The following is a 24,273-nucleotide window of genomic DNA, read 5'->3' as shown; positions in this document are numbered from 1 at the left end:
CGCCTGAGGAAGCAGCCACCCATAAAGTGCGCCTCGGACCCGATTTATGACACCGTTTCCATGCTCTTTTTCTGGTCAGCAGCCCATAACAAGGCGGCGGGCAAGCGTCAGCCGCTTGCCCGCCGTCGTGCGTTGAGGTTTTAGACCGTGCGGGTCGCCTTGGCGAGGTTGTCTTGGAGTTCGACGGCGGTCTGCCGGATGACGTACGCGGGGCGGTCGCGTTCGACGCGCCAGCTGTCCTCCAGCGGACCCACGTTGACGGTGTCAAAGCCGAATTCGTCGTACAGCTTGGTGACCAGCTCGGCGGCTTCCGGGAAGTCGCTGGAAGTGGCCAGCGCGCGGCGGTTGGGCGTACCGGCCGGCGTGCCGTCGGTGGTGATGTCCTTGGCGAAGATGTGGTTGAAGCCCTTGGCCACTTTGGACGTGGGGAGGTGCTTCTGGAGCAGGCCGGAAGTGGTGGCTTCGCCGTTGTCCAGCTCCGGGATGCGGCCGTCGCGTTCCCAGTAATAGTTGTTGGTGTCGATGACGATCTTGCCCTCGAGCGGCTCTGCCGGGATGCTCTGGTAGTTCTTGAGGGGCACGGTCACGACGGCGAAATCGCCCGCCGCTGCTGCCTCGGCTGCCGTGGCGGCACGGGCGCGCGGCCCCAGTTCCGCAACGAGTTCGCCGAGTGTTTCGGGGCCCCGTGAATTGCTGATCACGACGTCATAGCCCAATTCCACGGCCTTGCGTGCAACCTGGCTGCCAATGTGTCCTGCACCGATGATTCCGATTGTTGTCATGTCCCTGCCAACAAGAAGTTGCAGGCGCCTATTTCCCGCGTGACGAAATATGTCGATCAGTCCTATACTAAGTAGTCTTACTATGGGGAATGTCGTTGAGGCGAGGAGGTCGGTATGGCCGGTCATTTGGAACTGGTAGAGACCCCCGACGGAGGATTTCGCATACTGGTGTTGGACGGCAGCGACGCATTGATGGGTCTGTCAAAACGTTATTCGTCGCTGGACGAGGCTATTGAGGGAGTGTCTGCCATGAGGGAAGTGGCCGGGACGGGCCTGCTCCGAACGGGATCCGCCGAGCGGTATGCAGTCCTCATGCTCGGGGAGCCAGGCATTGATCCTGCCCTTGCAGCGCAGGGCATCCAGACCAAAGCGAAGGTGGTTGGCCAATGACAAGTGATTCAGCATCACCAAAGAAGCGCGGGGTCCTCTTCGATGTGGACGGAACCCTGATTGATTCCAGCTACTTCCACGCCATGGCGTGGTGGCAGGCGTTCCGGCGTGAAGGGTTGGACATCGAGATGTCCGCCATTCATCGCCGGGTGGGCATGGGAGGCGACCGCCTGATCCAGAGCCTCGTACCTGACTGCCCCGAAGACCTGCAGGAAGAACTGAAATCAGCACATAGCGCAGTGTTCGCAACGTTCTGGCCGACGCTGCGGCCGTTCGACTCCGTCCGCGACCTCCTCTCAGCATGCTCCGGCTCCGGGCTGGCAGTGGGGTTGGCATCGTCAGCACAGCAGAGGGACCTTGAGGTCAGCAGGCAGATCCTCGACGCCGGATCCTCCATCGATGCGTGGACCAGCTCCAATGACGCCAAGGAGAGCAAGCCTGCGCCGGACATCCTGGTCGCCTGCCTGGAGAAGCTTGGCGTCAGCCCGGAGGATGCGGTTTTTGTTGGCGACGCAGTCTGGGACGTCAAGGCCGGTGCGGCCATTGGTGTTCCCGTGATTGCCCTGACCTGCGGCGGAATCAGTGAGGCGGAGCTGCGCGATGCAGGTGCCGCGGAGGTCTATGACAATCCGCGGCACCTGCTGGAACACCTGGAAAGCAGCATCATCGGCCGGTTGGCGGCGGGCGCTCTTGGGTCGTAACGCGGGGCCTAGCGCGGCTCGTCGCTGATTCCCTTGTCCCGCCCGCGCCGATTGCGCGCGGTCCAGATAATCAAGGCGATGATGATGACTGCGGCTACTCCGGCCAGCACCCAGGGGGTGGCGTCCGTGCGGGTCTGTTCCTGGGGGCCAGACTCTCCGGTCCCGGGGTTGGCGGGCCCGCTGCCTGCAGGATTGGACGTGCTGGAAGCCCCGGATGATGGTGCCGGGTTGGTTGGTGTTTGTGTTGAGGGGCCGGAGGGGTTGGTGGCATCCGCTGTGGGTGTCGGCGTCGTGGCGGCTACGCTGCCTTGGACGGCGCTGCCTTGGACGGCTGGCGCCGCGTTGGCTGCAACCGTCGCGGAGAGCGTGGACCCTGCGATAAGGGCCAATGCCAGCGTGGTGGTGGCTAATCTTCGAAGCATCGATACCTCCAAGGTTTAGGGGCGTGAATCCTCGTACTCGTAAGGATACTGACTAAACCGTGGCGGTGGGTGATTTCGCCGGTGCCGCTCGCGCGCTGGGAGCGGCACCCCACCGGCCTTTACCGAGTGAGCTTGGCGGAATCCGGTTCCTGGTCCCCGATGTGGCCCGGGGCGTTGGCGGCGAGGACACGCTGCACGAACGCGCTGTATTCCTCCATGTAATGCCGCAACAAGGCAGCGGTTCCCTCGTCCTTAACTGAACCGTCGTCGTCGTACGCGTCTGCGACAAACCGGATGTAAGCCTCAGGTGCGTTCAGCTGCGGCGCGTCCAGGAAGCTCAACACGCTGCGCATGGACGATTGCATCACCGCCGTTCCAATGCCGCCGGGCGATGCGCCGATGATTCCCGTGGGCTTCCTGGCGAACGAGTTGGTGCCCCATGGGCGCGAACCCCAGTCGATGGCGTTCTTCAACGCGCCCGGAATGGAGCGGTTGTACTCAGGGGAGACAAACAGGATGCCATCCGATGCAGCGATGGCATCCTTCAGTTCCCGCCCGGCCGGCGGGAAATCGGCGTCGTAATCCGAGCTGTAGAGAGGGAGGTCCTTGATGGCGATCTCATGGAACTCGAGCTCCGAAGGCGCGACGCTGATGAGCGCCTTGGAGAGGACCCGATTGATGGAATTGCTCGCCAGGCTTCCGACGAAATAACCGATTTTGAAAGTGTCCATTGCGGCGTTCCTTTCCGACGGCACGGCCGGAACCGGCTCGTCGACGGTGTGGTGACTGGTTGCCCCAGCTCCCACCGACCCTAATTGACTTATGCACATAGCGCAGCCCCTACTCCCGCCGGGACCTCTGCGGTCATAGACTCATGCCAACTGGGTTCCGGAGAGTTCAGGAAGAGGGTGGCGGGTGAAAGCAGGCATAGCGCGCGAGACGCTCGACGGTGAGCGACGTGTGGCCGCAACGCCGGAAACGGTGAAGCAGCTGGTGGGGTTGGGTCTTGAGGTTGAGATCGAGTCCGGCGCGGGGCTGGCGTCCGGCCATGGCGACGACGACTACCGGGCGGCGGGCGCCGCTGTGGTGCAGTCGTTGGTTGCCGGATCGCTTGATGTCTACTGCCACGTACGTCCCATGGAACCGTCGACGGCGGGAGCCCTCCGCCGGGGTTCGGTCACCGTCGGGTTGGGGTCGCCGTCCTCGGAGTTGCCTACGGTGCGGGCACTCGCCGCAGGTGGCATCACGTCCTTTGCCCTCGAACTGGTTCCCCGTATTTCCCGCGCCCAATCCATGGATGCGCTCACTTCGCAGGCCCTGGTGGCGGGCTATCGCTGTGTCCTTGAGGCGGCCATGCGGTTGCCTCGGTTCTTCCCGCTGTACATGACGGCGGCCGGGACCATCCCGCCCGCCCGGGTGCTGGTGTTGGGCGCGGGTGTTGCTGGACTGCAAGCGATCGGCACAGCCAAGCGGCTCGGGGCCAGGGTTTCCGCCAACGACATCCGCCCGGCTTCGGCGGACGAAGTAGCGTCCATGGGCGGCACGTTCATCAAATTGGACCTGGAAACCGCCGAGGCCTCCGGTGGATACGCCCGCGAACTCAGCGCAGACCGCGGCGCGTTGCAGCGGGCACTTTTGGCGCCGCACGTTGCCCAAGCCGATGTATTGATTACCACCGCTGCTGTTCCTGGCAGAAGGGCGCCGCTCCTGGTGAGCCGCGAGATGGTGCAGGGTATGCGCCCCGGCTCCGTGGTGGTGGACCTGGCAGCCGAATCCGGCGGGAATGTTGAGGGAAGCATCCCGGGGCAGGACATCCCCGTGCCCACCGCAGACGGCCAAGGACTCGTGACGCTGGTGGGAATTAAGGACGCAGCCTCCGCGATGCCCGCAGACGCTTCCCGTCTCTACGCCAAGAATGTGGCCAATCTGCTGGCGCTCATGACCAAAGACGGAACGGTCTCCCCGGACTTCGACGACGAAGTAGTGGCGGGCACCTGCCTCACCCACCTCGGCGAAGTACGGCACGCACCTACCGCGGAGGCACTCACGGCGCTCGCAGGCGAAACAGAACCCGTAGGCTCCACCCATCCCGGAACTGAAGGAGTGCGCTGATGGATGGCATGAGCCTGCTGACGATCACCGTGCTGGCCGTGTTTGTGGGCTTCGAGGTTGTTTCCAAGGTCTCCAGCACCCTGCACACGCCGCTCATGTCCGGTGCGAACGCGATCCACGGCATCATCCTGGTGGGAGCCATCATCGTTGCCGGACAGGCTGCTGACCCGTGGGTGCTGGCCGTGGCCCTGTTGGCTGTCGTCCTTGCCACGGCCAACCTCGTGGGCGGGTTCGTGGTGACCGACCGCATGTTGGAGATGTTCCGCGGAAGGCAACGGCCGCCGTCGAAAGTTGAGCCGGCCAGTCCTGGCTCCGCCGAAGCCGTGACGAAGGAGCGCCAACAGTGACGCTGCTCAATCCCACGTGGACGGCACTCCTCTATCTCGCAGCGGCGGCGTGCTTCATCCTCGCGCTCAAGGGGCTGAACTCACCGAAAACGGCCCGTCGCGGCAACCTGATCGGCGCCCTTGGTGCCCTGTTGGCCGTGGTCACGGTATTCGTCTCCGTGAAGTTGGACAACATTCCCTGGATCCTCGGTGCCATTGCGGTGGGTTCCGGGGTGGCGGCGCCGGTGGCCCGCCGCGTGCAGATGACGCAGATGCCCCAGCTCGTGGCCCTCTTCAACGGTGTTGGCGGGGGTGCCGCTGCGCTGGTTGCCCTGTTGGAACTATCCCACGCAGACGATCCCTGGGTTCGCCTGGCCATCGTCTTTACGCTGCTGGTGGGTGCAGTGTCCTTCGCCGGTTCCGGTGTCACGTTCGCCAAGCTCCAAGGGCTCATGACCACCCGCCCCGTCACCTTCCCGGGCCTGCCCGCACTGATGGCCGTGGTGTTGCTGGCCGCTGTGGGTGCCGGTGTTGTGGTGATATTGAACGGCTCACTGGCCTTGGCGTTGGTGCTCTTGGTCCTGGGTCTTGTTACCGGCATCCTGTTAGTGCTGCCGGTGGGCGGTGCCGATGTGCCGATCGTCATCTCGCTCCTGAATGCCTTTACCGGCCTGGCTGTCGCGGCATCGGGGCTGGTGCTGGGCAATGTTCTTTTGCTGGTCGCCGGAACGTTGGTAGGAGCCTCGGGCACCATCCTGACCCGGGCCATGGCGGCGGCGATGGGCCGGAGTGTCGCCGGCATCATGTTCGGCGCCTTCAAGGGTGGCTCGACGGCAGGATCCACCGCCGTGAGCGAGCGGCCAGTGCGGTCCTCCAGCGCGGAGGACGTTGCAGTATTGCTCGGCTATGCCCAGCGGGTCATCATTGTGCCGGGATACGGACTTGCGGTCGCACAGGGACAGCACACCGCCGCCGAGCTCGCCCTGGCTCTGGAAGCACGCGGAATTGACGTGGATTTCGCCATCCATCCCGTGGCAGGACGAATGCCCGGACACATGAACGTGCTGCTGGCTGAGGCCAACGTGCCCTACGAATCGCTGAAGGAAATGGGCGACATCAACTCCGAATTCAAGACCGCCGATGTTGCTTTGGTGGTGGGTGCCAACGACGTCGTGAACCCTGCCGCGAAGACCACCTCCGGCTCGCCGATCTACGGAATGCCCATCCTTGAAGTTGCCGACGCCCGGCAGGTGGTGTTCCTCAAACGCTCCATGCGTCCGGGATTTGCCGGTATTGAAAACGAACTCCTCTACGAACCCCAAACCACCTTGCTGTTCGGAGATGCCAAGGATTCACTGACCAAGGTTCTGGGCGCGGTGAAGGCACTCTAGGAAAAACCCGCGAACTGCGTCATGTACTGAACCGTGGCGGCACAGGTCTTTACAGACAGTTTGTAAAGCACCGCTAGGAGTCATTGACGTGAAGGACAGTAACAAAAAATCGTCGCCCGGGACGCCTTTCAGCAAAACCGAGGGCAGGGCCGTGACCAATTGGCGGGTCCTTGTGGGCCAGACGGTGCAGGTCTGGCGGTACAACGAGGTTGTGGACCAAGGCTGCGTGGAGTCCGTCACCTATGACGGCAAGGTCCTCTGGCTTGCCCAAAGCGGGCCCATAGAGCGGAGGTTGGTGGAGAAAGAGCGGGGAACCGGTCTCAGGATCCGGCTGGTGGACTGACACCAATAGCTGGGGCGCGGTAGCTGAGCTTCCGCCCGGTTGTTGAACCGTGTCTTCAGCAGCGCACTCTCTCCGGTGCCGCCGGGCTGTGTGCCAGGATCTCCGCGAGCTCAGCCAGCCTGTGCGCCCGGGCGGACTCGGCCGGCGTGAACGGTTCGCCGGGTCGGGAAAAGACCAGTGGGCCGTTCCAGGCGGTGGGGATTTTGAGGACGTCCGGTGAAGGTCCGACGCCGGCGCTCGACTCGGGTGCCGGATGCTCCGGATCGCTCGGGACGACTTTGGCGGAAAGCAGCTCGGCGACTGCGTGCGGAAGTTCCTTCGGGTTTCCGGCAATCCGGGTTGCCAGGGCCAGTGCTTTGGTCTGGCCATCTGCCATGGCCAAAGCGGTGGTGGGCCAAACAAGGGACCCACCCCCGCCGCCGTCGGCCAGGGCTTTCAGCAGTTCCTGCTCGGTGACGTCGCCCGGTGCGGAGAGAACAAACTCGTCCATGACAGTTCCGATGTGTCCCGGGCCGAGGGACCCGGCTCGCATCACCGGGTGGACGTGAAGGCTGAGGATATTGGTGCCCAACTTGGCCAAGGACTGTGTGACCGTCTGCAGTGAACCCGGCTGGTCCAGCAGCACTGTTCGGGCCCGCCACAAGGCCGGTGCCAGATGTAGTCTGTGCCGTTGGCGGAGAGCCGGCGCGTGCAGCCAACCCCGGAGGACCTTGGCAGCTGAAGGTTCGGCCACCCAGATCACCAAAATGGTGGCGGTCACTGCAAGCAGCAGGACCTTGGCCACGTAGGGGAGGGTGGTTCCAACCACGGCCGCATGAACCAACAGCTCGATAGGAAGCATCACCGCGATGTTGGCGAGGGTGAGCCGGGCTTTGGGCGGTACGGGCAACTGGCCGCAGACATCACAGAGAAGCTCCGCGGTGACCGAAGTGCTCGGGTTGGGCTTCATGTTCCCATGCTGCCCTGCCCCCGTTTCACACCGGTTGCCAGCGCGTCACGTTCTGTGGACGAGCAGGTGAACGTGCGCTCCGCCCCGGGTTGAGGGTGTCCATGCGGGTCCGCCAACATAAGAACCCGGCGCCCTCGCGGAGAGAACACCGGGTTCGGTGAAGCAACTGGGAACCAGCGCTCGCAGGGAGCTGTCGATCCTAGCGGGTGCGGTCGGAATCGAGTTCGGAGTCCAGGTCCGACTCGAGGTCAGAGGTCCGAGCAATGCTGCGGGCGGCAGCGGCGTCCTTCAGGAGGTCGCGGATTTCGGCCAGAAGGGCAGTATCTGCAGGCAGCGGCTCTTCTTCCGGCTCTTCAGTGGAGAGACGGTCCTTGACCAGGGAATTGATCTTGTTCATGGGTGCCACGAAGATGAAGTAGACCACGGCAGCGGTGATCACGAAGGTGACCAAGGCCGTCAGTACAGCGCCGATGTTGACCATCGTGGCGGGGTTGTTTTCCCAGATCTTGAAGCCGAGCCCGTCAGCGTTCATGCCACCGGCGGCGGCGATCACGGGGTTGATGATGTTGTTAGTGAAGGCAGTGACGAGTGCCGTGAATGCGCTGCCGATGACTACGGCAATGGCCAACTCGATCACGTTGCCGCGAAGTATGAAGTCCTTGAAACCCTTGAACATGGATGATCCTCCGAATAGGTGCAGTGTCTGCCTCCAGCAGAGATCAAAATACCACTCCGGGGTTTCCAGCCGGTGTAAGCGGTATGTGAGAGACGGTTGGTGGGAAGGGCTTGGGAAGTGAGAGAGGGTTGGTGGGAAGTAGCCACACCTTGCTTGCGCTTTTTCAAAACAACCCGCTATGGTGTGAAGCGTGTCACTCATCGTGACGCAACGCTTTTGATCTGCGGCGGGAGAGTCCTGCCGGTACATCCAGTCAGGCGCCGTAGGAGCAAATCCTCCCCAGGAATCTCTCAGGCCCATGTACCGCCGCGGTTAGGCAACTCTGGAAAGCAGTCCGGGCAACCGGGCTCACCGACGGTGCAAGCAGGCAACCATTCCTGCGGAATCTCTCAGGTCCAATACAGAGCGGGGAGGAACCCCACATCATCGTGGCGCTCACTGGGCGCCTGAATCATGGAGTTCCTCTTGACTGTTCAATCAACCCCCACCGCCTTCGCGGACCGGCACATTGGCGCCCGCCGCCAAGCCGACGTTGACACCATGCTCAAGGCCATCGGCTACGACTCTGTCGACGGCCTGGTAGACGTCGCCGTCCCCGATTCCATCCGCCAGGAAGCTGCACTTAGGCTTTCGAGTGGAAACGACGCCCTCACCGAGGTGCAGGTCCTCGCCGAGCTCCGCAAGCTCGCGTCCAAAAACAAGACCGCTGTCCAGATGATCGGTCAGGGCTACTACGACACCGTGACGCCCCCGGTGATCCGCCGCAACATCCTGGAAGCTCCCGCTTGGTACACGGCCTACACGCCGTACCAGCCTGAAATTTCGCAGGGCCGCCTTGAGGCGCTGCTCAACTTCCAGACCATGGTCCAGGACCTCACCGGACTTCCCGTAGCCAACGCCTCGTTGTTGGATGAAGCCACCGCCGTTGCCGAAGCTGTGCTGCTGATGCGCCGCGCCAACAAGAACAAAACTGCCAAGGACGGCAAGACTGTCCTGGACGCGGACCTCCTCCCGCAGACCATCGCGATCGTGAAGGGCCGCGCCGAGGCGCTGGGCTTCGAAGTTCAGATTTCTGACCTTTCGGCCGGGCTTCCCGACGGCGACATCAACGGCATCGTCCTGCAGCAGCCCGGCGTTTCGGGCCGGGTTTTCGACCACACCGCTGTGATTGCTGACGCCAAGGAACGCGGAGCACTGGTCACGGTGGCCGCGGATTTGCTGGCGCTCACCCTCATCACGCCTCCGGGCGAACAAGGTGCGGACATCGCCGTCGGAACTGCGCAGCGCTTCGGTGTCCCGCTGTTCTTTGGCGGCCCGCATGCTGCCTACATGGCCGTCCGCGAAGGCATGGAGCGCACGCTTCCCGGCCGCATCGTGGGCGTCTCCAAAGACAACGCCGGCGTCCCTGCGTACCGTTTGGCACTCCAGACCCGCGAGCAGCACATCCGCCGCGAAAAGGCCACGTCCAACATCTGCACCGCGCAGGCATTGCTCGCCATTGTCGCCTCGATGTACGCGGTGTACCACGGTCCCGAGGGCTTGAAATCGATCGCCGAGACCGTCCACGGACACGCCCGTGTTTTGGCTTCGGCCCTGCAAAAGGCCGGCCGGGAACTTGTCTCCGAGTCCTTCTTCGACACCCTCACTGTCCGTGTCCCGGGCAAGGCCGACAAGGTCATCGCAGCAGCCGAAGCCCGCGGCATCAACCTGCGCCTCATCGATGCCGACACCGTTGGTGTCTCCGTTGATGAAACCACGACGCCGGAGGTCCTCTCAGCGGTAGCCGTCGCCTTTGGTGCCGGCCCGGTAGGGGACGCCTCCGGGTTCGAACTGCCCGCTGACGTGGTCCGTTCGTCCGATTTCCTGCAGCACCCAGTGTTCAACACGCACCGTTCCGAGACGCAGTTGTTGCGCTATATCCGCAAGCTGTCGGACCGGGACCTCGCACTGGATCGCACTATGATCCCGCTGGGTTCGTGCACCATGAAGCTGAACGCCACCGCTGAGATGGAGGCGATTTCCTGGCCGGAGTTCGCCTCCATCCACCCGTTCGCCCCGGATTCCCAGACCGAGGGTTGGCGCGAGCTGATCTCCGACCTGGAAGCGGACCTCACCGAGATCACCGGATATGACCAGGTCTCCATTCAGCCGAATGCCGGTTCCCAGGGTGAGCTCGCCGGTCTGTTGGCGATCCGCGGCTACCACTTTTCCAGCGGTGATGAGCAGCGCACTGTCTGCCTGATCCCGGCGTCGGCCCACGGCACCAATGCAGCGTCTGCTGTGCTGGCAGGCATGAAGGTAGTGGTGGTGGCCACGGCTGCTGACGGCACCATCGATCACGCGGATCTGACGGCCAAGATCGAGGCCAACAAAGACGTCCTGTCCTGCATCATGATCACCTACCCCTCCACGCACGGTGTGTACGACGCCGACGTCCGCGAGGTCTGCGACGCGATCCACGAGGCCGGCGGCCAGGTCTACGTTGACGGCGCCAACCTCAACGCACTCGTTGGGCTCGCCCAGCCGGGCAAGTTCGGCGGCGACGTGTCCCACCTGAACCTGCACAAGACTTTCTGCATCCCGCACGGCGGCGGCGGCCCGGGTGTTGGCCCTGTTGCTGCGAAAGCCCACTTGGCTCCGTTCATGCCGGGCGACGCGAACAAAGCGTCCCATGAGGAAGGGCACGGCGTGGCCATTTCTGCCTCGCGCTACGGCTCGGCCGGTGTCCTCCCGATTTCCTGGGCCTATGTGAAGCTCATGGGCGGGCAGGGTCTGACGGAAGCCACCAAGTCGGCGCTTCTTGCTGCCAACTATGTTGCCTCCCGACTGGATGAGCACTTCCCCGTCCTGTACACAGGCGAAGGAGGACTCGTGGCGCACGAGTGCATCCTGGACCTCCGTGAACTGACCTCCCGCACGGGTGTCACGGCCGAGGATGTGGCCAAGCGCTTGATCGACTTCGGCTTCCACGCCCCCACCCTCGCGTTCCCCGTGGCGGGCACGTTGATGGTGGAGCCGACGGAGTCCGAAGACCTGGCCGAGATCGACCGCTTCATCGAAGCTATGATCACCATCCGCGCAGAGATCGAGCAGGTGGCCAGCGGTGATTTCACTGTTGAGAAGTCGCCGCTGCGCAACGCACCGCACACGGCTGCCGCCGTCGTCAGTTCCGACTGGGGGCGCGACTACCCGCGTGAGCAGGCCGCGTTCCCCGTCCACCACCTCAAGCAGGACAAGTACTTCCCGCCCGTCGGCAGGATCGACGGTGCCGCAGGTGACCGGAATCTTGTGTGCTCCTGCCCTCCGCTTGAAGACTTTGAAAACTAAGGACTCCCGACATGTCTGAGAACTACACAGCTCTCTATGAGCAGCACAAAAAGGCCGGCGCTTCCTTCACGGACTTCGGCGGCTGGCAGATGCCCCTGAAGTACGAGTCGGAGCTCGCCGAGCACCACGCCGTCCGCAAGTCCGCGGGCTTGTTCGACCTCTCCCACATGGGCGAAGTCTGGGTCAGCGGCCCGGACGCGGCTGCCTTCCTGGACTACGCGCTGGTAGGCAAGTTGTCCGCGATCGCCGAGGGCAAAGCGAAGTACTCGCTGATCTGCAACACCGACGGCGGCATCATCGACGACCTCATTACCTACCGTCGGCCCTCTCCCGAAGAGGGCGTGGACAAGTACCTGGTGGTCCCGAACGCGGGCAACGCCAAGGTGGTCGCTGCGGCGCTGCGGAAGCGCGCGGCAGGTTTCGACGTCGTGGTGGACGATGCCTCAGCGGAGACCTCACTGATCGCGGTGCAGGGCCCCAACGCCGAAGCCATCCTGCTGACCCTGGTTCCCGCCGATCAGCACGCGCTGGTCACCGAACTGAAGTACTACGCTGCGGTTGAGGTTGGACTGACGTTCGACGGCGGCACCCAGGACCTGCTGCTGGCCCGCACCGGCTACACCGGCGAAGACGGCTTCGAAATCTACGTCCCGAACCTCGACGCCCCGGGCCTCTGGGAAGCACTGCTCGAAGCAGGTGACGGCCACGGCCTCATCCCAGCAGGACTCGCAGCCCGCGACTCGCTGCGTCTGGAAGCCGGCATGCCCCTCTACGGCAACGAGCTTTCCACCCACGTCAATGCCTACACCGCAGGGCTCGGCCCCGTAGTTTCCCTGGCCAAGGAAAGCGACTTCGTTGGCCGGGAAGCGCTGACGTCGATCAAGGCAGCCGGCGTCGGATCGGTTCTCGGCCAGAAGCTCGTGGGCCTCAAGGGCACCGGACGCCGCGCCGCCCGCGGACACTACTCGGTCCTCAAAGACGGCTCACTCATCGGCGAAGTCACCTCCGGCCAACCGAGCCCCACGCTCGGTTACCCGGTCGCCTTGGCGTATATCGACGTCGAGCATTCAGAGCCGGGCACGATCGTGGAAGTGGACTTGCGCGGCAAATCCGAACCGTTCGAAGTTGTGCCGCTGCCGTTCTACAAGCGCCAAAAATAGGTCCCGGTGGGAGTGACATCCTCCGCGGGCTCGGTCGCAGAAGCGCCCGCTGGGCGGACGCGATGCTCCCTTGGACGCCCGCTTCCGGATGTCACTCCCACAGGGGCCGGGGGGATGGTTACCCTGCCGCGGGTGATCTTGAAAAGTTTCAGTTAGTGAGAGAAGGAATCTGATGAGCAAAGTAGTTGCTGAATTGAAATACTCGGCTGAGCACGAGTGGGTTGCCGCTGATGGTGATGGGCCTGTGGGGATCGGGATTTCCGCGGTTGCCGCTGATGCCTTGGGCGACATTGTGTATGTGGACCTGCCCGAGGTTGGTTCGACGGTGACCGCTGGCGAGACCTGCGGCGAGGTGGAGTCGACCAAGTCGGTGTCGGACCTGTACTCGCCCGTGACGGGGGAGGTGACCGAGATCAACGACGCCGTTGTCTCCGATCCCGCCCTCATCAACAACGATCCTTACGGCGCGGGCTGGCTGTTCAAGGTGGCCGCCACGGAGGAAGGGCCGCTCATGTCGGCCGAAGAATACGCTGCAACGAACGGTGGAGAGCTGTGAACCCGGTATCTGTCACTGAGTACCAGCAGGTGGTGTCGGCGTCGTTGGACGCCCAGCTGTCCGAGCTGGATCCTGAGATCGCTGCGAAGATCGACGACGAACTGGGTCGCCAGCGCGACGGCCTGGAAATGATCGCCTCGGAGAACCACACGGCCGTTGCCGTCATGCAGGCCCAAGGCTCGGTCCTGACCAACAAGTACGCCGAAGGTTACCCGGGCAAGCGCTACTACGGCGGCTGCGAGCACGTCGATGTGATCGAGCAGCTGGCGATTGAGCGCATCAAGTCCCTTTTCGGTGCTGAGTTCGCGAACGTCCAGCCACACTCTGGTGCCCAGGCCAACGCCTCGGTGATGCACGCCCTCATCAAGCCCGGTGACACCATCATGGGCCTGAACCTGGCTCACGGCGGGCACCTCACGCACGGCATGCGCATCAACTTCTCCGGCAAGCTCTACAACGTGGTTCCCTACGGCGTCCGCGAGGACACCCACACGGTGGACATGGCCGAAGTTGAGGCCCTGGCACAGGAGCACAAACCTGCGCTGATCGTTGCCGGCTGGTCCGCCTATGCGCGGCAGCTGGACTTCGCTGAGTTCCGCCGGATCGCCGACTCCGTGGGCGCCTACCTCATGGTGGACATGGCCCACTTCGCCGGCCTGGTGGCTGCGGGACTGCACCCCTCGCCGGTCCCGCAGGCGCACGTCACCACGTCCACCACGCACAAGACCCTCGCCGGTCCCCGTGGCGGCATCATCCTCTCCAACGACGCCGACATCGCCAAGAAGATCAACTCGGCCGTGTTCCCCGGCCAGCAAGGCGGCCCGCTGGAGCACGTCATCGCCGGCAAGGCTGTGGCGTTCAAGATCGCCGCCTCGGAGGAGTTCCGTGAGCGTCAGGAACGCGTCCTCGCCGGTGCACGCATCCTCGCCGAGCGACTGGTCCAGCCCGACGTCGCCGCCAAGGGCATCAGCGTCGTCTCCGGTGGAACGGACGTACACCTGGTCCTTGTCGATCTCCGCAACTGCGAACTCGACGGCCAGCAAGCCGAAGACCGCCTTGCCGCGATCGACATCACCGTCAACCGCAACGCCGTCCCGTTCGACCCCCGCCCGCCCATGGTCACCTCCGGACTGCGCATCGGCACTCCGGCGTTGGCGACGCGCGGCTTCGGCGAAGCAGCCTTCCGCGAGGTGGCGGACATCATCGCCGAGGCCTTGATCGCCGACGCCGACGCGGACCTTTCCGGGCTGCGTCACCGTGTTGACGTTCTTGCGAAGGCGCACCCGCTGTACCCGGGAGTCGCGAACCTGAGCTAGTCGCTCGGTTGCGTTGGCCGATGGGCCTGAAGTCCTCGGCGGGCTCGGTCGCATAGGCACCCGCTGAGCGGATGCGATGCTCCCTTGGACGCCCGCTGCCGGACCTCAGGCCCATGAGGGCCGCATGCCTGATCGCCGTCTCAGGACCGGACTCGGGTTCGCTTGTCTGAGAAATAGGCCCAGCTGCCGGGGGTGTTCTTCGGGCGTTGGGTTGGTTTGGGAGTGCGTTGGTGTTCTGTCCGATTCGGGGGGTGCTGCGGGACGTGCCGTGGGTGCGCCGGGTTTTGCAGCGAAGCCCCGAATCGGCGAAGGGGGGTTTGGGGTCCGTTCCGTTTGTTGGGGGCGGGGCGGGTTCAATGTCGTTTTACTTAGTGAGGAAATAGCCATGGCCGTTGGGGTCTTCGATCTGTTCTCTGTAGGCATTGGGCCGTCGAGCTCTCATACTGTGGGGCCGATGCGCGCCGGGGCGGTGTTTGCCCGTGAGCTTCGTGAGTCCGGAGTGCTTGAGTCCGTTGCCGGTTTGCGGGTCGATCTGTATGGATCGTTGGCCGCCACCGGCAAGGGGCACGGCACCTTCACAGCCGTCCTGCTGGGGCTCGAGGGATACGACCCCGAGGAGATCCTGCCTGACGAGGTGGAGGAACGGCTGGATTCCATTGCTGAGACGGGAAAGCTCAACCTGGCCGGCGGCACGCTCCTGGACTATGCGGTGGGGGATATGGTGCTGCATCCGTTGACGGTGTTGCCGCGGCATACGAATGGGATGAAGTTTGCTGTCTCCGATGCTGAGGGAAACATCGTGCGGGAGGCGACGTTCTTTTCGGTCGGTGGCGGGTTCATTGTCCGTGAGGGTGAGGAGAACGCGGCTCAGCAGGAGTTGGAGGAGTCGAAGAAGGAGTTGCCGTTGCCTTTTAGGACAGCGGCGGAGTTGATGGGCCGGTGCTCCTCGAAGGGTTTGGGGATCAGCGACATCATGTTCATCAACGAGCGGGCGTCCCGGTCGGAGGAGGAGATCCGGGAGGGTTTGCTGCATATCTGGTCGGTGATGGAAGCCTGTGTTGAAACCAGTTTGAAGCGTGAGGGTGTCCTGCCTGGTGGGTTGAGGGTTCGTCGTCGTGCTCCTGATTGGTTGGAGCGGCTGCTGAAGGAGGACAAGGACCGGAACGATCCGAAGTATTGGCAGGAGTGGGTGAACCTGATCGCCCTGGCCGTCAATGAGGAGAACGCCTCGGGTGGCCGTGTGGTGACGGCGCCGACCAATGGTGCGGCGGGGATTATTCCTGCGGTGCTGTATTACGCGTTGAATTATGCTCCGGGCATGGACAAGGCCTCCCAAAAGGACCGGGACGATGTGGTGGTGAAGTTCTTGCTCACTGCCGGTGCTGTGGGTGTGTTGTACAAGGAGCAGGCCTCCATTTCGGGGGCTGAGGTGGGGTGTCAGGGTGAGGTGGGGTCGGCGTCGTCGATGGCTGCTGCTGGTTTGGCTGAGGTGATGGGTGGTACGCCGGGGCAGGTGGAGAACGCGGCGGAGATCGCGATGGAACATAATTTGGGGTTGACGTGTGATCCGATCGGGGGGTTGGTGCAGATTCCGTGTATTGAGCGGAACGCGATCGCTGCGGCGAAGGCTATCAACGCCGCGAAGATGGCGCTCTGGGGCGACGGAACACACCGGGTCTCGTTGGATGAGGTCATTGTGACCATGCGGGAAACGGGCAAGGACATGTCCCATAAGTACAAAGAAACAGCGATGGGCGGCCTCGCCGTCAACGTCGTCGAATGCTGAAAAACGCCTGTTGTGAGGCCCGCTGTGACGCCTAAAACCCAGGCAAAGCACGCAGGGCAGGCCCCGCAACGCAAGAATTTAGAGATCAACACAAAGGAACGTCATGACACTCGCACCTGAAGGCCGTAAGTTGCTGCGCGTTGAGCAGCGTAACTCGGCGGTCCCGGTTGAACGTAAGCCCGAGTGGATCAAGGCCAAGGTCCAGATGGGGCCGGAGTTCGTCCAGCTCAAGAACCTGGTGAAGAAGGAAGGCCTGCACACGGTGTGTGAAGAGGCCGGCTGCCCGAACATTTTTGAGTGCTGGGAAGACAAGGAAGCGACGTTCCTGATCGGCGGGTCCGAGTGCACCCGGCGCTGTGATTTCTGCCAGATCGATACCGGCAAACCGTCCCCGGTGGACATGTTCGAACCCACCAAGGTGGCCCGCTCCGTGCAGGCCATGCAGCTGCGGTACGCGACGGTGACCGGGGTGGCCCGTGATGACCTGGCCGATGAGGGTGTGTGGTTGTACGCCGAAACGGTCCGGAAGATCCATGAGCTGAACCCGGGCACCGGGGTGGAGTTGTTGATCCCCGATTTCTCCGGCAAGCCGGAGCACATCGCGGCGATCTGTGATTCCAAGCCCGAGGTGTTCGCGCACAACGTGGAGACCGTGCCGAGGATTTTCAAGCGGATCCGTCCGGCCTTCCGGTACGAGCGGTCCCTTGATGTGATCACGCAGGGCCGGGATTTGGGCATGGTGACCAAGTCCAACCTGATCCTGGGCATGGGCGAGACCCGGGAGGAAATTTCCGAGGCGCTGCGGGACCTGCACGCGGCCGGGTGTGATTTGATCACGATCACCCAGTACCTGCGCCCGTCCGAGCGGCACTTGCCGGTGGACCGGTGGGTCAAGCCGCAGGAGTTCGTGGATCTCCAGCACGAGGCCGAAGAGATCGGTTTCCTTGGTGTGATGTCGGGTCCGTTGGTGCGGTCCTCGTACCGGGCCGGGCGCCTCTGGGCCACCGCGATGCGGAAGAAGGGCCGGGACATCCCCGCCCACCTCGCCCACATTGCCGAGGGCATCCAGGACTCCGGCACCACCCGCCAGGAAGCCTCCACCATCCTCGCCGCCCACGGTTAAGCCCCCGCACAAGGACCAACACCCATGCTGCCCACCCGTGGTGAAATCATCCCCACCGACGGCATAGCCCGACGGCGGTCGGTCACCTCACAGAGGCGACCGGCCGCCGTCGGGGGTTAAGTCATCAACCCGAAAGCTTCGAACCCCAGCGCAGTTTTTGCTCAAGACGGGCACAATGTTCGCGCAGGTTGCTTGATGGGTGGCATGTGCCGGCCGCGAAAGTCGTTGCCGGACCGCCCGGAAATGTTCCCCACGTTACGTACCCGCCGCCCCCGCCATGACTGCATTTACCGGCGCCCATCCAAGTAGTCGGTCGCAAGAACCTGAGTACTTGCATCCGCGATGAGCGTATTTCTGACCCCTTGTTCGGGCGTAAAAGAGGCGTACAGCCAAGGGTAGCCACGGAAGCCTGGGACACAGAAGCATGGGGGGCATCGCTTCATCCGCCAGCGATGGCCGGATGCTGGGGGTTGCGCTGCGGCTCCCCGGTACCTCGATCAACCAAGGAGTCATATCATGCGCAAACTTTCCAAGAAGAGCCGGATCACCGCTGCCGTCGCTGGCGTGGCACTGGTAGCCGTCGGCGGCGGGGCTGCCTACGCTTACTGGACCACCACGGGCTCGGGCAACGGCTCAGCCACCAACGCGTCCGGCGGTGGAACCGTGGTACTCCACGCCACGTTCGCCGCTGGGCTCGCACCAGGCAACCAGGTGGATGTGGCCTACACGGCCGATAACTCCACCACCTCCAGCACGGTTGTTGGCACCCTCTCGGCCAACGTGACCACCAACGTCGCTGCTTGTCTTCCTGCTTGGTTCGAGGTCACCGCGGTCACCAGCAGCAGCCCTGTGGCGGCCGGTTCCACAGGAACACCGGTGGGCAGCGGCGTCCTGAAGTTCAATGACAGCACCACCGAGAACCAGGACGCCTGCAAGTCGGCCATCGTGACGGTCAACGTCTCGAGCCTGTAGCACCGGCCTGCCGGGGATCATCCCGCGAGTGGTGATCCCCGGCTGAACCTTCTGCCCAGCACTGAACACGTCCGAAAAGAGCTTCCATGGACCCCCGGCCAGAACGCACCGCGCCATTGCACCGAGTCGCAATACCACTACGCGCGCTGCTCCTGGCGTTGGTAGTGGCTTTGGTGCCTGTTGGGGCACTTGCCGCAAGCGGTGCACAGGGCGGCCAGGCCAAGGTCACCAAAGGAATCACCGTGACGTTGTCGCCTTCAAGCCGCACGGTGGATCAGGGGCAATCCGCCACGTACACGTTGACCGCAGCATCCACGGGAGGTTTCACGGGGCCGGTGACGTTCGCTGTCACGGGTCTGCCGGCAGGAGCGGCAGCTGCGTGGTCGCCGTCGTCGGTGGTGTTGACGTCAGGAGGTACCGCCCAGGTGGCCTTGACCATCACCACGGCGCCCGGCACCCCGGCTGGAAAGTCCAACTTCACAGTGAAGGGGACGGCCGGAACTCTTCAGTCGTCAGCGCAGGCGCAGTTGCACGTCCTGGAGGTGAAGCGGACCTTTGATGTGAGCGGTACTGTCAGCGGGCTGCTGGCCCCGGGAGTTACACGGTCCGTGGACCTGCTGATCTCCAACCCCAACAACAAGGGGATCGCGGTGACCAATCTGACGGTGGCCATCAGCCAGGTGGTGAGGACTCCCGCCGCGGTGGCGGCCAACCTGCCGTGCACTCCGGCCGACTACACGCTCGCCCAGTACTCCGGAACGTACCCGCTGACCGTGGCCCCGGGGAGCCGCTCCCTTTCATCGCTGGGGGTTCCTGAGTCGAAACTGCCCCGGATCACCATGCTGGATACGTCACAGCTCCAGGATGGGTGCAAGGGTGCCACCGTCCGGCTCACGTTCAGCGGAACAGGACAGGCGAACTGACATGAAAACGACAGCCCGCACTCTTCCCACTGGCCGGCTTGCACGAACTGCTGTGGCCACCGTGGCCCTCTGCATCCTGGGCGGCGCAGGTTCCGCTTATGCCTACTGGGCTGCTGCGGGAACAGGCAGCGGTTCAGCAAGCAATGGCAGCATGCAGGCCGTCACGGTGGACGCACTGGTCCCGGGTGACACCTTGCAGACCAGCCTGGTCCCCGGCGGAACCGCCGACGTCCTCCTTCGCGCGTCGAACCCCAACCCGCACGCCGTCACCGTCTACGGTTTTGCGGCCAACGGGCCCGTAACTGCCGATGCCGCCCACCCCGGCTGCACCACCACGGGAGTGACGTTCACACCGCCTCCCGTGCCGCTTTCACCGCCACTGATCATCCAGCCAAACTCCTCCATCCTGCTCACGCTCCAGGGCGCTGCAGGAATGAGCGCGGCGTCGGTCTCCGCCTGCCAAGGCGCCCAATTCACCGTTCCCGTCACGCTGGAGGTACGGAAGTGAGCCGGCTTCGTCAAAACCGTCCTGCATCTGCTGTGTTCGGTGTGTCTGCTGTGTTCGGCTGGCGGAGCAGGCTCGCGATCATTGTGGCCGGCATTCTCCTCGTCTCCTGGGGAGGTCCGGCTGCCAGCGCATTCTGGGGCTCCATCAGCAGCGGGCCCGGCGCAGTAAAGGCCGACTCGGTAGCCCAAGGGGCCAGGCCTGCTACCGCCGTTTCCGGCGCCAACGTGACGGTCTCGTGGACAGCAAGCACGACGGCGGCAGGACGGTCCGTGACCGGCTACAGTCTTGCCCGCTACAGTTCCGCGACCGGCGGGACGAGGGTTACGGCGACAGGTGGATGCGCCGGAACGGTGGCTGGACTGGGTTGCGTTGAGGCCGGAGTGCCCGCAGGAACCTGGTACTACACCGTGACGCCCACCCTTTCCCTGTGGCAAGGAAGCGAAAGCCAACGCAGCACTGCCACCACACCTGTCACGGACACCACCGCGCCTCTGGCTCCGGTGGTAACCGCGCCGGCTTACGTCAACCAGTCCACCGTCGGGAGCGTTCCCATCAGCGGCACGGCGGAGGCGAACTCCTCGGTGACCCTCACCGTGTCCGGCGCCGGCGCAGCGCCGGTGACGCAGACTGTCACCACCCTTGCCTCCGGTGTGTGGACCGCCGCTCCGTTGAACCTCTCGGCCTTCACTGACGGAACCATCTCCTCTTCGGCCCGCGCAAGCGATGCGGCCGGAAACACCGGACCCGCCGGGACGGCAACATCCACCAAGGATGTGGTGGCGCCAACGGTCACTGGCGTTCAGCTGAACAACGGCGCAGGAAAAACCTTGGGCATCGTAGAGCAGACCGACTCCGTGAAGCTCACCTTCTCCGAGTCCCTGATCGCCAATACCATCTGCAGCGCCTGGACCAGCAACACCACAACGCAAACCCAGAGTGGAAACGGCAGCAGCCAGGTCTTGGTGAACATCAGCGCAGACGACGTGCTGACCGTGTCCCAAGCGGGTTGCCCCAGTTTGAGGGTTGGCAGTGTGGCGCTCGGTGGGAATTACACCGGTTCGGCCCTCACCTTCGCCGGGAACAACACCAACGGCTCCATCCTGACCTGGAACCCGGGCGCCAAGACACTCACCATCACCTTGGGGCGGGAGGCCCCGGGACGCTGACGGTGGCTACTACGCCGACGCCACTTCCCGGCTACGCTCCGGCAGCCGGAGTGACGGATCTCGCCGGCAACGCGCTCTCCACGGCGCAGGTCAACAGCCTCGCAGCATCGCGCTTCTGACCCTGCAGTTTTTGTACAGATAGTGCCCCAATGACGCGTGATTCGGGGCACTATCTGTACAAAAACTCAAAGTAGTCCAGTGCTCGGAGCGTAACCTTGAAGCGGACGCCAGCGCCGTCGTCGTACGTTTGATCCTGCGACGAAAGGCGAGCCGCCCCCTTGAAGGCTGTAGCGGAAATGTTCACGATGGGTCCTGGAAACAAGGACCACCATCCCGCCCTCCGCTGCGCTGTAGGTGTGTTTGTTCCGCTGATCACTCTGACGCTGATCGGACGCCTGGACCTGGCAGTGTTCGCCTCGTTCGGTGCCTTCACCGGAATCTACGGCCGCAACGAGCCCCACAGCATCCGCTTCCGCAGCCAGTTGCGAGCCGGTGGCTTCATGCTTTTCATCATTCTCCTTGCGACCCTCATGGCCCGCTTTGCACAGAGCTCGGGGCTGGAAGGCGCCGCATATTCGTGGCTTCTGACCGCCGCGACCACCGTAGTGGCCGGCGTCTGCTCCGTGGTGGTGGCTGCCTGGAGGCTCCGTCCGGGCGGTTCGCTCTTTCACATCTTTGCGTTTGCCGCCATCGCGTCCATTGCGGCCCAACCGCCCGTGTGGGAAGCGATGCTGGTATCGCTTCTGACCACTGTTTTCTGCCTGCTGATTGGCATGTCGTCCCGCGTCGTCAAGAGCCACCGGACGCCGTGGAAACGTCCGCCTCCCATCCGTCACACAGAGGCCGAGCGCCGGGCGATCTGGCTGGAAGGCGGCGGCTACCTGATTGCTGCGGGCCTTGCGGGGACCATCGCGACGCTGGTGGGGGAGCGGCTCGGGTTCGGGCATACCTACTGGGCGATGGTTGCGGCAGTGGTTCCGCTGGTGGGCCACTCGACGCGCCACCGGGTGGGCCGCGGCTTCCAAAGGATCGCCGGAACGGTCATTGGGCTGGTGCTGCTGGCCGGGATCCTGTGGCTCAATCCCGCGCCGTGGGCCATGGTCCTGGTGATCGCGGCGTGCCAGTTCGGGGCGGAAATGTTCATCGCCCGGCAGTACCTGGTGGCGCAGGTGTTCGTAACTCCGCTGGCATTGATTGCCACGCTGTTGGCGGCGCCGGTCGATCCTGGTTTACTCCTCCGCGACCGCATCATCGAGACAGTCATTGGTGCCGCTGTCGGCGTCACAGTGGTGGTGGCTCCTGCGGTCTGGCGGCGGGTACGCGGGGGTCTGGCCGAGGCCTGAGCGGGTGGACGTCAGCGGTACGGGAAGTTATCGCCTAGGATCGATTGCTTAGACAAGCGAGATACATGTCTACCAAAGGACTGGTGATGAGCGACAAAAGTGAACGTCAGGGCTATTGGTACGGGCTGGAGAGCCGTAAGCAGATGGGCGCAGTGGACGTCCTGAATGCACTGAGGGACTATCGCTCCGCCGAGGCTGATATGCGCCGCCGCACGCGCGCCTCCATGGGAATGGGCGAAACCGATCTTCTAGCCTTGCGCTACCTTCTTGAAGCCGAGCGGGCCGGCCGCGATGTGGGACCCAAGGAATTGGCGGTCCGCCTCGGTGTGACGTCGGCGTCCATGACCTCCCTGGTGGACCGCCTGGTCAGGTCCGGCTACGTGAGCCGGGAACCGCATCCTACCGATCGGCGGGCCCTCATTCTGCGGCCCACCCCCGGCTCCGACCGGGAGGTTCGCAGCACCTTGGGAGACATGCACTCGCGGATGATGGAGGCCGCCGAAACCCTGAGCGCTGAAGACTCCGCCGTGGTGGTGGAGTTCCTCCGGCGCATGCGCGCGGCCATTGACAGCGTCGCAACCCCCTGACGTCCCGGCTGGACATAATTGATAAGTACACATATAACTAGATAGCCAAGCTACTTACTAGTGAATGTGTGGGAAGACGATGACAGTCGCGCTGCGTGAACCAAGTTCCACACCAGTGGCTGAGAATGACGTACACGTTGTTACGGACCAGGTAATTCCCGTGGGACCCGTGCATTGCGGGTCGCACATGGCCATCTCCGCCGGACCATCCTATGACGCCATGAAGTGGGTCTCGGTAGAGCCCATCTGGCCGGAGTGGGCCTGCGGGTGCGGCTTCCGCATGGACATCGACGCCATTGATCCCGTGAGCGGTGTCTGGATCGCCGCGCTTCGCCGCCAGAGTCTCCAGCATGAACTTGCTATCTCACAGAACACTCTCGCCTTGGCCTTCAGGAAGGCCGTTGACGCCGGAGTCAACCCCCAGGCGCTCGCGGAGGTGGCGGGCGTGCCGGCCGCCGAGATCGAAACACTCCTGGCGTGACCACGTTTGACGTTGCGGCCGTCCGCGCTGATCGCGGGGCCGGGTGTTCAAGCATGGCGCAGCCAGGGGCTGTGCAGTCAGGTGCAGCACAGCCTGGGGCAGTAGTGCTCGGCGGACGGTACCGACTCGGCGCTCGGCTGGGCGACGGCTCGGAAGCCTACGTCAATCAAGCCCTCGACCTGCGCACCGGAAAGCACGTGGCTGTCAAGATCTTCCGGGCAACGGACCCCTCCACAACAGAGGCTGCCCAGGACTCGCCCTTCCGGCGCGAGGTGGACATCCACAGCAGGCTTCGCCACCAGAATATCGTCGCGGTGCTCGGTTCGGGCACGACGGCGGACCAGGACTCCCAGCGAAGCCGCAACTATCTGGTGATGGATCTGCTGGACGGCAACGACCTCCGGTCAATCCTCCACGAGCACCGGGCCTCCCCGGAGCAGACGGTGGCGTGGATGAGCGGGATCGCGAAGGCGCTCACGCATCTGCATCGCCGGGGGATTGTCCACAACGACATCAAGCCCGGAAATATCCTGGTGGATTTCCGCGGGGACCCGGACGGTCCTGGAATCGCACAGTTGACCGACTTTGGGATAGCCATCGACGGGCGTCATTCGGCGCCCAAATCGTCGTCGGGAACACCGCATTACTTGAGTCCCGAAGAGGTGTGCGGCGGTAGGTCCACGTCGGCCAGCGATATCTACTCGCTGGGCTTGGTGGCACTTGAATGCCTGACCGGAACCAAAGCGTTCCCAGGCCCTCCCCTCGAGTCAATGGTGGCAAGGACTCTGGGGGAACCCCGAATTCCCGGCACGGTTCGGCGGCGCTGGTCCATGGTGCTTCATGCCATGACAGACCCCGATCCTGCCGGCAGGCCGTCTGCCAGCCAAGCCGTCGGTATGCTCCGACGGCTCAGCTGGTAGCCAACAATCAGGT

General features: G+C 63.8%; 25 protein-coding genes and 1 riboswitch. Of the genes, 20 read left to right on the top strand and 5 right to left on the bottom strand.

The genetic code is table 11. From position 1 onward, the window contains the following. Positions 1 to 140: 140 nt before the first annotated feature. Entirely contained in the window at positions 141 to 782 is a 642-nt protein-coding gene (locus CGK93_RS22570; protein ID WP_089596878.1) for an NADPH-dependent F420 reductase, read from the bottom strand. A 114-nt stretch (positions 783 to 896) separates the two neighbouring features. On the opposite strand from CGK93_RS22570, the gene CGK93_RS22565 reads away from it, so the two are divergent. Both CGK93_RS22565 and CGK93_RS22560 read left to right on the top strand, forming a co-directional pair. Then, positions 897 to 1,172, top strand: a complete 276-nt coding sequence (locus CGK93_RS22565) for a hypothetical protein (protein ID WP_089596876.1) — start codon at positions 897 to 899, stop codon at positions 1,170 to 1,172. Continuing rightward, positions 1,169 to 1,873, top strand: a complete 705-nt coding sequence (locus CGK93_RS22560; RefSeq protein WP_089596874.1) for an HAD family hydrolase — start codon at positions 1,169 to 1,171, stop codon at positions 1,871 to 1,873. The genes CGK93_RS22565 and CGK93_RS22560 overlap by 4 nt, the downstream gene beginning before the upstream one ends. An 8-nt stretch (positions 1,874 to 1,881) precedes the next feature. Here the strand turns inward: CGK93_RS22560 and CGK93_RS22555 are convergent, their stop codons facing one another. Together CGK93_RS22555 and CGK93_RS22550 are read right to left on the bottom strand one after the other, a co-directional pair. Further along, positions 1,882 to 2,295 (bottom strand): hypothetical protein, encoded by a 414-nt coding sequence (locus CGK93_RS22555; RefSeq protein WP_089596873.1) that lies wholly within the window; start codon positions 2,293 to 2,295, stop codon positions 1,882 to 1,884. 119 nt (positions 2,296 to 2,414) lie between these two features. Beyond that, positions 2,415 to 3,026: an NADPH-dependent FMN reductase gene (locus CGK93_RS22550; protein WP_089596871.1), complete on the bottom strand. Its 612-nt coding sequence runs from the start codon at positions 3,024 to 3,026 to the stop codon at positions 2,415 to 2,417. A gap of 184 nt (positions 3,027 to 3,210) precedes the next feature. On the opposite strand from CGK93_RS22550, the gene CGK93_RS22545 reads away from it, so the two are divergent. From CGK93_RS22545 to CGK93_RS22530, 4 genes are all read left to right on the top strand, one after another. Then, positions 3,211 to 4,407 (top strand): Re/Si-specific NAD(P)(+) transhydrogenase subunit alpha, encoded by a 1,197-nt coding sequence (locus CGK93_RS22545; protein WP_089596869.1) that lies wholly within the window; start codon positions 3,211 to 3,213, stop codon positions 4,405 to 4,407. After that, a complete protein-coding gene (locus CGK93_RS22540) occupies positions 4,407 to 4,754 on the top strand; it encodes an NAD(P) transhydrogenase subunit alpha (RefSeq protein ID WP_089596868.1) in 348 nt (115 codons plus the stop codon). The genes CGK93_RS22545 and CGK93_RS22540 overlap by 1 nt, the downstream gene beginning before the upstream one ends. Continuing rightward, a complete protein-coding gene (locus tag CGK93_RS22535) occupies positions 4,751 to 6,124 on the top strand; it encodes an NAD(P)(+) transhydrogenase (Re/Si-specific) subunit beta (RefSeq protein WP_089596866.1) in 1,374 nt (457 codons plus the stop codon). Before CGK93_RS22540 ends, CGK93_RS22535 begins: the two co-directional genes overlap by 4 nt. Positions 6,125 to 6,212: 88 nt before the next feature. Next, a complete protein-coding gene (locus tag CGK93_RS22530) occupies positions 6,213 to 6,467 on the top strand; it encodes a hypothetical protein (protein ID WP_089596864.1) in 255 nt (84 codons plus the stop codon). Between the two features lie 55 nt (positions 6,468 to 6,522). Here CGK93_RS22530 and CGK93_RS22525 read toward each other — a convergent pair whose 3' ends face one another. Then, a complete protein-coding gene (locus CGK93_RS22525) occupies positions 6,523 to 7,416 on the bottom strand; it encodes an amino acid-binding protein (protein WP_089596862.1) in 894 nt (297 codons plus the stop codon). A gap of 199 nt (positions 7,417 to 7,615) precedes the next feature. After that, complete coding sequence (gene mscL, locus CGK93_RS22520) at positions 7,616 to 8,092, bottom strand: large conductance mechanosensitive channel protein MscL (protein WP_089596860.1); 477 nt, start codon at positions 8,090 to 8,092, stop codon at positions 7,616 to 7,618. A gap of 217 nt (positions 8,093 to 8,309) precedes the next feature. After that, a riboswitch (glycine riboswitch) is annotated at positions 8,310 to 8,408 on the top strand. A 149-nt stretch (positions 8,409 to 8,557) separates the two neighbouring features. On the opposite strand from mscL, the gene gcvP reads away from it, so the two are divergent. From gcvP to CGK93_RS22450, 14 genes are all read left to right on the top strand, one after another. Continuing rightward, positions 8,558 to 11,419: an aminomethyl-transferring glycine dehydrogenase gene (gcvP, locus tag CGK93_RS22515; protein ID WP_089597725.1), complete on the top strand. Its 2,862-nt coding sequence runs from the start codon at positions 8,558 to 8,560 to the stop codon at positions 11,417 to 11,419. Between the two features lie 11 nt (positions 11,420 to 11,430). Further along, on the top strand, positions 11,431 to 12,579 hold the full coding sequence (gcvT, locus tag CGK93_RS22510; protein WP_089596858.1) for a glycine cleavage system aminomethyltransferase GcvT: 1,149 nt from the start codon (positions 11,431 to 11,433) through the stop codon (positions 12,577 to 12,579). A gap of 172 nt (positions 12,580 to 12,751) precedes the next feature. After that, positions 12,752 to 13,135, top strand: coding sequence for a glycine cleavage system protein GcvH (gene gcvH / locus CGK93_RS22505; protein WP_089596855.1), 384 nt, complete (start codon positions 12,752 to 12,754; stop codon positions 13,133 to 13,135). Continuing rightward, positions 13,132 to 14,451 (top strand): serine hydroxymethyltransferase, encoded by a 1,320-nt coding sequence (gene glyA, locus CGK93_RS22500; protein ID WP_089596852.1) that lies wholly within the window; start codon positions 13,132 to 13,134, stop codon positions 14,449 to 14,451. Before gcvH ends, glyA begins: the two co-directional genes overlap by 4 nt. Positions 14,452 to 14,836: 385 nt before the next feature. Beyond that, complete coding sequence (locus CGK93_RS22495; RefSeq protein WP_089596851.1) at positions 14,837 to 16,237, top strand: L-serine ammonia-lyase; 1,401 nt, start codon at positions 14,837 to 14,839, stop codon at positions 16,235 to 16,237. Positions 16,238 to 16,340: 103 nt separating this feature from the next. Then, positions 16,341 to 17,360, top strand: coding sequence for a lipoyl synthase (lipA, locus tag CGK93_RS22490; protein WP_089594525.1), 1,020 nt, complete (start codon positions 16,341 to 16,343; stop codon positions 17,358 to 17,360). A gap of 516 nt (positions 17,361 to 17,876) precedes the next feature. Continuing rightward, positions 17,877 to 18,332: a hypothetical protein gene (locus CGK93_RS22485; protein WP_089596849.1), complete on the top strand. Its 456-nt coding sequence runs from the start codon at positions 17,877 to 17,879 to the stop codon at positions 18,330 to 18,332. 86 nt (positions 18,333 to 18,418) lie between these two features. Beyond that, positions 18,419 to 19,255, top strand: a complete 837-nt coding sequence (locus CGK93_RS22480; RefSeq protein ID WP_089596847.1) for a COG1470 family protein — start codon at positions 18,419 to 18,421, stop codon at positions 19,253 to 19,255. A gap of 1 nt (position 19,256) precedes the next feature. Beyond that, on the top strand, positions 19,257 to 19,763 hold the full coding sequence (locus CGK93_RS22475; protein WP_089596846.1) for a hypothetical protein: 507 nt from the start codon (positions 19,257 to 19,259) through the stop codon (positions 19,761 to 19,763). After that, positions 19,760 to 20,929, top strand: coding sequence for a hypothetical protein (locus CGK93_RS22470; protein WP_232481467.1), 1,170 nt, complete (start codon positions 19,760 to 19,762; stop codon positions 20,927 to 20,929). Before CGK93_RS22475 ends, CGK93_RS22470 begins: the two co-directional genes overlap by 4 nt. A gap of 278 nt (positions 20,930 to 21,207) precedes the next feature. Then, positions 21,208 to 22,272, top strand: coding sequence for an FUSC family protein (locus CGK93_RS22465; RefSeq protein WP_198318299.1), 1,065 nt, complete (start codon positions 21,208 to 21,210; stop codon positions 22,270 to 22,272). An 86-nt stretch (positions 22,273 to 22,358) separates the two neighbouring features. Beyond that, the gene (locus tag CGK93_RS22460) at positions 22,359 to 22,859 is read left to right on the top strand and encodes a MarR family winged helix-turn-helix transcriptional regulator (protein WP_232481466.1); all 501 of its coding nucleotides are present in this window, start codon (positions 22,359 to 22,361) and stop codon (positions 22,857 to 22,859) included. Between the two features lie 187 nt (positions 22,860 to 23,046). Beyond that, positions 23,047 to 23,340, top strand: a complete 294-nt coding sequence (locus CGK93_RS22455) for a hypothetical protein (protein ID WP_232481465.1) — start codon at positions 23,047 to 23,049, stop codon at positions 23,338 to 23,340. Beyond that, positions 23,337 to 24,260, top strand: coding sequence for a serine/threonine-protein kinase (locus CGK93_RS22450; protein WP_089596838.1), 924 nt, complete (start codon positions 23,337 to 23,339; stop codon positions 24,258 to 24,260). Before CGK93_RS22455 ends, CGK93_RS22450 begins: the two co-directional genes overlap by 4 nt. The last annotated feature ends 13 nt before the right edge of the window (positions 24,261 to 24,273 follow it).

It is taken from the genome of Arthrobacter sp. YN, assembly GCF_002224285.1.
Taxonomy (GTDB): domain Bacteria; phylum Actinomycetota; class Actinomycetes; order Actinomycetales; family Micrococcaceae; genus Arthrobacter.
This window is presented reverse-complemented; position numbering and strand designations above follow the sequence as displayed.

Coding starts and splice junctions, on each gene's coding strand:
- CGK93_RS22570 (WP_089596878.1), bottom strand. CDS start 782: ATGACAACAATCGGAATCATCGGTGCAGGACACATTGGCAGCCAGGTT.
- CGK93_RS22565 (WP_089596876.1), top strand. CDS start 897: ATGGCCGGTCATTTGGAACTGGTAGAGACCCCCGACGGAGGATTTCGC.
- CGK93_RS22560 (WP_089596874.1), top strand. CDS start 1,169: ATGACAAGTGATTCAGCATCACCAAAGAAGCGCGGGGTCCTCTTCGAT.
- CGK93_RS22555 (WP_089596873.1), bottom strand. CDS start 2,295: ATGCTTCGAAGATTAGCCACCACCACGCTGGCATTGGCCCTTATCGCA.
- CGK93_RS22550 (WP_089596871.1), bottom strand. CDS start 3,026: ATGGACACTTTCAAAATCGGTTATTTCGTCGGAAGCCTGGCGAGCAAT.
- CGK93_RS22540 (WP_089596868.1), top strand. CDS start 4,407: ATGGATGGCATGAGCCTGCTGACGATCACCGTGCTGGCCGTGTTTGTG.
- CGK93_RS22525 (WP_089596862.1), bottom strand. CDS start 7,416: ATGAAGCCCAACCCGAGCACTTCGGTCACCGCGGAGCTTCTCTGTGAT.
- mscL (WP_089596860.1), bottom strand. CDS start 8,092: ATGTTCAAGGGTTTCAAGGACTTCATACTTCGCGGCAACGTGATCGAG.
- gcvT (WP_089596858.1), top strand. CDS start 11,431: ATGTCTGAGAACTACACAGCTCTCTATGAGCAGCACAAAAAGGCCGGC.
- gcvH (WP_089596855.1), top strand. CDS start 12,752: ATGAGCAAAGTAGTTGCTGAATTGAAATACTCGGCTGAGCACGAGTGG.
- CGK93_RS22495 (WP_089596851.1), top strand. CDS start 14,837: ATGGCCGTTGGGGTCTTCGATCTGTTCTCTGTAGGCATTGGGCCGTCG.
- lipA (WP_089594525.1), top strand. CDS start 16,341: ATGACACTCGCACCTGAAGGCCGTAAGTTGCTGCGCGTTGAGCAGCGT.
- CGK93_RS22485 (WP_089596849.1), top strand. CDS start 17,877: ATGCGCAAACTTTCCAAGAAGAGCCGGATCACCGCTGCCGTCGCTGGC.
- CGK93_RS22480 (WP_089596847.1), top strand. CDS start 18,419: ATGGACCCCCGGCCAGAACGCACCGCGCCATTGCACCGAGTCGCAATA.
- CGK93_RS22475 (WP_089596846.1), top strand. CDS start 19,257: ATGAAAACGACAGCCCGCACTCTTCCCACTGGCCGGCTTGCACGAACT.
- CGK93_RS22460 (WP_232481466.1), top strand. CDS start 22,359: ATGAGCGACAAAAGTGAACGTCAGGGCTATTGGTACGGGCTGGAGAGC.
- CGK93_RS22455 (WP_232481465.1), top strand. CDS start 23,047: ATGGCCATCTCCGCCGGACCATCCTATGACGCCATGAAGTGGGTCTCG.